The 8,157-nt window shown below is 67.5% G+C and carries 6 protein-coding genes; 1 reads left to right on the forward strand and 5 read right to left on the reverse strand.

Features of this window, described 5'->3' with window-relative positions; translation table 11 throughout:
- Positions 1 to 17 precede the first annotated feature (17 nt).
- Positions 18 to 1,967: an esterase/lipase family protein gene (locus ORK51_RS17175; RefSeq protein WP_070426768.1), complete on the reverse strand. Its 1,950-nt coding sequence runs from the start codon at positions 1,965 to 1,967 to the stop codon at positions 18 to 20.
- Positions 1,964 to 2,941, reverse strand: coding sequence for an Lnb N-terminal periplasmic domain-containing protein (locus ORK51_RS17180; RefSeq protein WP_019185378.1), 978 nt, complete (start codon positions 2,939 to 2,941; stop codon positions 1,964 to 1,966). The genes ORK51_RS17175 and ORK51_RS17180 overlap by 4 nt, the downstream gene beginning before the upstream one ends.
- A gap of 210 nt (positions 2,942 to 3,151) precedes the next feature.
- Between ORK51_RS17180 and ORK51_RS17185 the strand changes: the two genes are divergently transcribed.
- Positions 3,152 to 3,562 carry a GFA family protein gene (locus ORK51_RS17185; protein ID WP_266086103.1) on the forward strand — a complete coding sequence of 137 codons (411 nt, stop codon included), beginning with the start codon at positions 3,152 to 3,154 and terminating at the stop codon, positions 3,560 to 3,562.
- On the opposite strand, the gene ORK51_RS17190 is transcribed toward ORK51_RS17185, so the two are convergent.
- The 3 genes from ORK51_RS17190 to ORK51_RS17200 all read right to left on the reverse strand — a co-directional run bounded on the left by ORK51_RS17190 (position 3,559) and on the right by ORK51_RS17200 (position 8,153).
- On the reverse strand, positions 3,559 to 3,777 hold the full coding sequence (locus ORK51_RS17190) for a hypothetical protein (protein WP_235319017.1): 219 nt from the start codon (positions 3,775 to 3,777) through the stop codon (positions 3,559 to 3,561). The genes ORK51_RS17185 and ORK51_RS17190 overlap by 4 nt on opposite strands.
- A 112-nt stretch (positions 3,778 to 3,889) precedes the next feature.
- Positions 3,890 to 7,003, reverse strand: coding sequence for an efflux RND transporter permease subunit (locus ORK51_RS17195; protein WP_266086100.1), 3,114 nt, complete (start codon positions 7,001 to 7,003; stop codon positions 3,890 to 3,892).
- A gap of 7 nt (positions 7,004 to 7,010) precedes the next feature.
- Entirely contained in the window at positions 7,011 to 8,153 is a 1,143-nt protein-coding gene (locus ORK51_RS17200; RefSeq protein WP_429000698.1) for an efflux RND transporter periplasmic adaptor subunit, read from the reverse strand.
- Positions 8,154 to 8,157 lie beyond the last annotated feature (4 nt).

The following is an 8,157-nucleotide window of genomic DNA, read 5'->3' on the forward strand; positions in this document are numbered from 1 at the left end:
GGAGATGCCACGCAGCCTCACGGATGCGTGTCGCCAACCTCTTTGAGATCCTCGCGCAGGATGCGGCGGATCTCCAGCACGGCCTGCGGGGTCTCCTGCACGCTATGCCCGGAGATGATGACCTTCTCCGACACCGCGCCATCCAGGTGCGCGCTCCAGTACGGCACCAGGCCATCATCGGACTGCTGCAACGGCACCTCCGGTTTGCGCTGGGCGATGATCGAGTGGTACTTCAGCCCCGGCGTGATCGGCAGCGCGCCAGCGGCCTTCACGAACGGATCGCTGGCCTTGAGGTTGTCGATGCTGTTGGGAATCTGCAGCTTGGTCGTGCTGTTGGCCGATTCGGATTCCTGCAGGGTCAGGAATACATCCTCGAACTTGCCCAGGATCGTGATCGGCAGGCGCACCAGCCGGCCGATCAGGCGCCCCAGCCGATTGCCCGCGATGTCCGTGCCCTTGTGCGGGGCCGCGATGAAGATCACCCGCTCCACGTTCGGCTCGGCGGTGAAATGCAGCAGGGGGCCGAGCTTGGCTTCCACCCGCTTCAAGCGCTCGCCCTTGAGGTCGTAGTTGGCCAGCAGGTCGTTCCACAGCACATCGCCGGAGGAGGTCACCAGCAGTCGCGCGAGCACGCCCCCCATGCTGTGGCCGATGAACACCATGTCCTTGGCCGCCGGTGTGCTGCCGGTCGGGTCGAAGTGCTTGAGGGTGTTGTTGAAGGCCTGGTTGATCTCGTAGCGGTTCAGCGCGATGGGCGCGTTGGTCGGGTAATAGACCTGCCAGACCTGGAAATGACGGCGCAGCTCGGGATCGCCCATGATCTCGTTGGCCACGTTCACCCAGGCTTCCGGGCTGCTGCCCAGGCCGTGCAGCATGAAGATGATGCGGCGGTTGGGGTCCCACGGCTGCATCAGGTACATGTGCGGCGCACCGATGCCCTCGCTCATGCCGAACAGAGTGCGCAGCGACTGCGTGGCGAAGCCGGACTGGGCCAGCCACAAGCCGTAGGCCGCGGTGAAGTTGCCCGCCAGCGGCACCTTCTCACCGTGCAGGTCCACGCTTTCGGTGGACTCGGGCGAGTACACGTCGAACAGCACCTGGGTGGTATCGAGCACCTGCTGCAGGTTGTCGCCCTTGAAGCGCAGCAGGGCGGTGGCGTTGATCGCCGACATCTCGCTGTACTGCGGAATCTCCGCTTTCTCGCCATCGGCCGGGGCCACCAGCTTGGGCGGGTCCATGATCACCACCAGCTCGGCGCCGAAGCCATCGCGTCGATAGGTGCTGCGCAGGCCGGCGAAACTCACCGCCGAGGCGGACACCATCCGGGTCGGGATGCTCTGCATGCGCAGCTCATCGAAATCGGAGGTCAGCGTCCAGCGCTCACCGGCCACCGCGGCGTTGTAGTCCTCGCCTTCCAGCGCGCTCTCGCGGCTGCGCTTGAACACCACCGAGGCGGTCTGCTCGGCAGCGTAGTTGTAGTAATCGCGAACCTGGGTCTGGCGATCCTCGAAGGCGCGGTCCGACGGCGTTCGGCCGCTGAAGAACAGGTAGGCGTAGGCATAGCGCGCAGCTTCCAGCCATGCATCCAGCGCCGCATCGGACATCGGCGTCTTCTCGCGGTCCTTGGGCTTGGGGGTCAGCGCCAGCGCGGTCTTCACCCACAGCTCGGACTGTGCGGACAGCCGCTGCTCCTCGGGCAGCACATCGGTGTCTTCCAACGTCTTCTGGCAGGTGGCCACGTCCTTTTCGCACTGCGCCACGTCCATGCCGATCACGCTCAGCGTTTCCTGCGAAGCGGCACTGAGCTTGCCTGAGGTCAGCACGTCGCCGCGCTTGTTGGCCAGGTATTCGGTCGGGGCCACCTGTTTCATGGTGACCATCGCGCAGCCGCTGGAGAGCAGCAGCGAGAGCACCACGGCCAGTATCGGCAACGCGCGGTGCGGCAACAGCTTCAATGCGGAACTCATGGAACGCTTCCCTGCCCTGTCCCCGGGACGCCCCGGCGGATCACCTGTGAAAAATCATCGTCTGCATGGCTCGCGCGCGCACGGTCGGTAATCCGGCCGCGTGCCTTCAGCGTTTCGAACGGTACGCCCGGCGTGAGCACGCCCAGATCGCGCGCGTACTCGGCGAAGTAGCCCGAGGCCAGCAGCCGGTAATCCATCGGCAGGCCCGGCGCGATCTGCTTGGCCAGTTCGTACACGATGGTCGTGCAGTTGCTGGTCAACGTGTTGTAGAACGCCGGCGCGGCGTCGAGCTTGCGCGCCTCGCCAAGGTAGGAGACGAACAGGGCCTTGAGCTGCGCCTGGGTCATGCCGTGCAGGCGGTACAGATAGACGTCTTCGCCACGCGCGTTGGTACGCGTGCGCACGATGTCGGTTTCCTCCGAGGCGACCAGGGTCATCTCGAATTTGCGGAAGAACCCGCCCAGCGCGGAGAACGACTCGCCGCGTTCCTTGCGGATCTCCAGCGAGAACACCAGGTAGCGGCCATCATCGAAACCGAAGGAGATCAGCGTGTGCGCGATGGCCGGCCCCATCCAGTAGGACAGGATCAGATCGGCCGAGCGCAGCTGGTCCAGGTTGTACTCGCGGCGCACCCAGCGCGCGTCGTAGTCGGTCTCGCTGCGCCAGGTGAAGTCACGGACGTTGTCGAGCACCACGCGTGGGCCATCCACCTCGACCACCTTCAGGCGCTGGGCGACATCGTCGGCCCAGATCCGGTCCTGGCGCGGCGTAAGCAGCAGCCACCAGATGCCCGAGGCGACCAGTGCCACGCCGTACAGCACGCCCGGCCAACGCCCGGCGCGCGCGCGCGCGACGCCAACCGCACCGGTGACGGCGAACACCGCCCACAGGCCGACCAGCAGATACCGCAACCAGCCCGGACCCGGCAGCTGGTACGCCAGCAAACCGGTGATCCACAGCGCCGCCAGCAGCATCAGCAGCGCCAGCCCCCATCGTCCTGCCTTCTTCACGCATCGATCCGTCGTCTGTCCGGGGCGCTAGTTAGCCATAACCCCTGTGTTCGCCGCATGTCGAGCCTGTTCAGCTTCGACCCGGCGTTCACCCCGACGTCGTCAGGGCCTGGCATGGCCGCCCCGCGCGATCGCATACTGGGGCCACTCATGGCTACCAGGGACGCACCACCCATGCAGGGACTGACCACCATCGGGGGGGTGCCCATCCAGCGCCACCATCTGCTGCGCTGCCATTGCGGGGCGGTCGTGCTGCGCCTGCACCTGCCGGACGGCGTGGTCTCGCCCCGCCGCTGCGATTGTTCGATGTGCAGGCGCCGCGGCGCGATCGTGGCCTCGGTGAAGCTGGCGGATCTGGAGATCGTGCAGGGCCATGACGAACTGCGGCTGTATCAGTTCAACACGCGCGTCGCCCGCCACCACTTCTGCAGCGTGTGCGGCATCTACACGCACCATCAGCGACGTTCCTCACCGGATGAATATGGCTACCACGTCGGCTGCCTCGACGGCGTCAATCCGTTCGATATCGGACAGGTGCCGGTGAATGACGGGGTCAACCACCCCGCCGATGCCAACCGCGTTTAGCGACGGCCCGGGCCGATCTTCTGCCACGGGGCCATGCCCTTGCGCCCATGCAGCAGCGGGCGCTTGAGCGGCATCCGGCGCGGCATCGGGATGCCCACCCCGGGCGCGGCGGTATCGTCCTGGCGCAGCGACTCGGCGCGCTGGCCGACCAGCAGGGCCGCCACTTCTTCCAACCCGTTTCGCATGGTCCGAGCGACCGTCTGCAGGGGATTCATGGCATGTCTCCAAGCGGTGTGGGGACGATCTACGCTAATGGCCCGCCGGCATGGAGACCGTGAACGGAATGGGTCAAGAAGATGAAATCCGGGGTCCGGGGCGCCCCGCCATTCAGTGTTCTGCCGCCCGATCCGGGCGGGGCTTGCCCAGCCGCCGCACCAGCACGAAGAACAGCGGCACCAGCACGATCGCCAGCAACGTACCGGAGAGCATCCCGCCGATCACGCTGACGCCGATCTCGCGCCGGCTCACGGCGCCAGCGCCGGTGGCCAGGGCCAGCGGGATCACGCCGGCCACGAACGCCAGCGAGGTCATCACGATCGGCCGCAGGCGCAGGCGGGCGCCCTTCAGCGCCGCATCCACCGCTGAACTGCCCGCGCGGTACTCGGCCTCGGCGAATTCCACGATCAGGATCGCGTTCTTGGCCGACAGACCGATCGTGGTCAGCAGCCCCACCTGGAAGTAGATGTCGTTGACGAAGCCCGCCGCGGTGGTGGCGATCACCGTACCGATGACGCCCAGCGGAATCACCAGCATCACCGCCACCGGCACCGTCCAGCTCTCGTAGAGCGCGGCCAGGCACAGGAAGATGAAGGCGATGGAGGCCGCATACAGCCACAACGTCTGGTTGCTGGAGAGCTGTTCCTGGTAGGACAGCCCGCTCCACTGCAACGCGAACCCGGGCTGATCGGCCACCAGGGACTGCATGGTCTGCATCGCCTCGCCCGAGCTGCGCCCTTCGGCGGCACTGCCCTGGATCTGCATCGCCGGCAGGCCGTTGAAGCGCTGCTGCAGCTGCGGCCCGCGCGACCAGTGGCTGCTGGCGAAACTGGCGAACGAGGCCATCTGCCCGTTGCTGCCGCGTACGTACCATTGGCCGATGTCATCGGGCACGCTGCGGTAGGGCTGGTCGCCCTGCACGTACACGCGCTTGACCCGGCCGCGGTCGAGGAAGTCGTTGACGTAGGTGCCGCCCCACGCCGAAGACAGCGTTGAATTGATGTCCGCCTGGGCCAGGCCCAGCGCACTGGCCTGCGCCTGGTCGATGTCCAGATGCAGCTCGGCCTTGTCGCCAAGGCCATTCAACCGCACCGAGGTGAGCCGGTCGTCATCGCTGGCGGCCTGCACCACCTTTTCCTGCGCCGCCTGCAGCGCCGGACGCCCGGCCGCGCTGTTGTCCTGCAGCCACAACTCGAACCCGCTGGACTGCCCCAGCCCACGCACCGCCGGTGGCGCCAGCACGTTGACCTTCGCATCGGGCAGGTTGCGGAAGTGCGCGTTGGCACGGGCAATGATGGCCCCGGCGCTGTGCTCGGCATCGCGCTCGGACCACGGCTTGAGCGCCATGAACCCCTGCCCCGCGTTCTGGCCGGTGCCGGCGTTGTTGCGGCCGACCACTACGAACACCACGTCCAGGCTGTCTTTTTCATGCTCCATGAAATACCGGCTGATCTGCTCGCCCAGCGCCTCGGTGCGCGCCATCGGCGTGCCTTCGGGCGTGGAGAACTGGAACGTCACCTGGCCCTGGTCTTCCACCGGCAGGAACCCGGTCGGCATGCGCGCGTACAACGCGACCACACCGATCACCAGCAGCACATAGAAGGCCATCCAGCGCCGCGGATGCGCCACGATCCCGCCCAGCTTGCCGCGATACCCGTTCTGGCTGCGCTCCACGCCGCGGTTGAACCAGGCAAAGAAACGGCCCGGCGGCTTCTGCGCGCTGGATGGTTTGAGCAGGGTCGCGCACAGCGCCGGGGTCAGCGTCAGCGCGACCAGTGCCGACAGCGCCATCGCCGAGGCGATCGTGATCGAGAACTGCCGATAGATGATGCCGGTGGAACCGCCGAACAAGGCCATCGGCAGGAACACCGCGCCGAGCACCACGGTGATGCCGACCAGCGCACCGGTGATCTCGCCCATCGATTTCTCGGTTGCCTCGCGCGGCGGCAGGTGCTCCTCATGGATGATGCGTTCGACGTTCTCCACCACCACGATCGCATCGTCCACCAGCAGGCCGATCGCCAGCACCATCGCGAACAGGGTCAAGGTGTTGATGGTGAACCCGGCCACCGCCAGCACGCCGAACGTGGCCAGCAACACCACCGGCACGGTAATCGCCGGGATCAGAGTGGCGCGCAGGTTCTGCAGGAACAGGAACATCACCACCACGACCAGCACGATCGCCTCGATCAGGGTGTGGATGACGCCCTCGATGGAGACCCGCACGAAGGGCGTGCTGTCGCGCGGGTAGGCCACTTCCAGCCCCGGCGGGAAGCTGGGACGCAGGCGCTCGATCTCCGCGCGCACCGCATCGGCGGTTTCCAGCGCGTTGGCGCCGGAGGCCAGCGTCACCGAGAAACCGGCCGCGGGATAGCCGTTGAGGAAGCTGCTGGTCTGGTAGTTCTCCGCGCCGATCTCCACCCGCGCCACATCGCCCAGGTGCACGGCCGCGCCGCTGGGCAGGGTGCGCAGGATGATCGCGCGGAACTGCTCGGCGGTCTGCAACCGCGACTGTGCGGTCACGGTCGCGTTGAGCGCCTGCTCCGGCCCGGTCGGCAATGCGCCCAGTTCACCGGCGGTGACCTGGGTGTTCTGCGCCTGGATCGCGGCACGCACATCCGAGGGCATCAGATCGAACGCGCGCAGCTTGTGCGGGTCCAGCCAGATGCGCATCGCATAGGGCGAGCCGAACACGTTGATTTCGCCCACGCCGGGGATGCGGCTGATCGGGTCCTGCACATTGCTGACCAGGAAATCGGAGACGTCCACCCGTTCCATGCGCCGGTGGGTGTCATACAGCGACACCACCATCAGCGAATCGCCCTGCGATTTGGCCACGGTCACGCCCTGCTGCTGCACTTCCTGCGGCAGCCGGTTGATCGCCTGGTTGACGCTGTTCTGCACCTGCACCTGGGCAATGTCCGGGTTGGCGCGCTGGTCGAAGGTGACCGTGATCCGCGCCTGGCCCGAGGACGAGCTGGTGGAGGAGAAATACAGCAGGTGGTCGATGCCCTTGATCTGCTGCTCGATCACCTGGGTGACGCTGTCTTCCACCGTCTGTGCCGAGGCGCCGGTGTAGTTGGCGGTGATGTTGACCTGCGGTGGCGCAATGTCCGGGTACTGCTCCACCGGCAACTGGGTCACCGCGATGGTGCCCAGCGCCATGATGCAGATGGCCAGGACCCAGGCGAAGACCGGGCGGTGGATGAAAAAGCGCGGCAGCATCGGCCGCTCAGCCTTCGCCGGCCGGCGCGGCGGCAGGCGCCGCGGCCGGTGCGGCTGCGGTGGCGGGCTTGATCCGTACCGTCGCGCCTTCGCTCAGCCCCTGGCGGCCACTGAGTACGACCTGCTCACCGGCACGCAGGCCCTCGAGCACCAGCCACTGGTCGCCCACCGCACGCGCCGTGGTGAAGGTGCGTTGATGCACGCGGCCATCCGCCCCCACCACCCACGCCAGCGCCTCGCCCTTCGGGCTGCGGTCCACTGCTGCCTGCGGTACCAGCAAGGCCTGCTGGCGCGTGCCCTGCCCGACCTGGGCGCGCACGTACATGCCGGGCAGCAGCTGTCCCTGTGGATTCGGGAACTGCGCACGCAGGGTGATGCTGCCGGTTTCCTGATCGACATCGATGTCGGCGAATTCCAGCGTGCCGGCCAGCGGGTAGGCGGTGCCATCGGAGAGCTTGAGCTGCACCGGCGCGCGGGTCGCCTCCACACCACCGTCGGCGATCGCCCGGCGCAGCGCCAGGTATTCGTTGCTGGACTGGGTGATATCCACGTTCATCGGGTCCACCTGCTGGATCCGCGCCAGCGGGTCGGCCTGGCCATTGGTCACCAGCGCGCCCGGGGTGAACAGCGCGCGGCCGATCCGCCCGCTGATCGGCGCGGTCACCCGGGCGAAGCCCAGGTTGGTACGTGCGGTATCGCGCACTGCCTGCGCCGCCTGCACCGCCGCCTCCGCCTGCTGGTGGGTGGCCACCGCGTCATCCACATCCTGCTGCGCTGCCAGCTGGCCCGCGCCCAGCTGCTGCATGCGCTGGGCACGCAGCCGTGCCGCCACCGCAGTGGCCTGCGCGGTGCGCACGTTGGCCTGCGCTTCGTTCACCGCGGCCTGGTACAGCGCCGGTTCGATCTGGAACAGCGGCTGCCCGGCCTTCACCCTCTCGCCCTGCTCGAACAACCGCGCCTGCAACACCCCGGAGACCTGCGGGCGCACCTCCGATTCCTGCGACGCCACGGTTCGACCGGGAAGCTCCTGGGCCAGCGCCAGCGATTGGGCCTGCAGGGTCAGTACCGCCACCTCCGGCGCCGCGCCCGGCGCCTTGGGCGTCTGCTTGCTGCAGGCGCCCAGCGCCAACGCCGCCGCCAACCCCAGCAGCGGC

It is taken from the genome of Stenotrophomonas sp. RIT-551 (assembly GCF_026241915.1).
GTDB classification, from domain to species: Bacteria; Pseudomonadota; Gammaproteobacteria; order Xanthomonadales; family Xanthomonadaceae; genus Stenotrophomonas; species Stenotrophomonas bentonitica_A.

Bases quoted from the DNA above. Each gene is read 5' to 3' on its own strand.
- ORK51_RS17185 (WP_266086103.1), top strand. From the start codon at position 3,152: ATGCAGGGACTGACCACCATCGGGGGGGTGCCCATCCAGCGCCACCAT.
- ORK51_RS17195 (WP_266086100.1), bottom strand. From the start codon at position 7,003: ATGCTGCCGCGCTTTTTCATCCACCGCCCGGTCTTCGCCTGGGTCCTG.
- ORK51_RS17175 (WP_070426768.1), bottom strand. From the start codon at position 1,967: ATGAGTTCCGCATTGAAGCTGTTGCCGCACCGCGCGTTGCCGATACTG.
- ORK51_RS17180 (WP_019185378.1), bottom strand. From the start codon at position 2,941: ATGCTGCTGGCGGCGCTGTGGATCACCGGTTTGCTGGCGTACCAGCTG.
- ORK51_RS17190 (WP_235319017.1), bottom strand. From the start codon at position 3,777: ATGAATCCCCTGCAGACGGTCGCTCGGACCATGCGAAACGGGTTGGAA.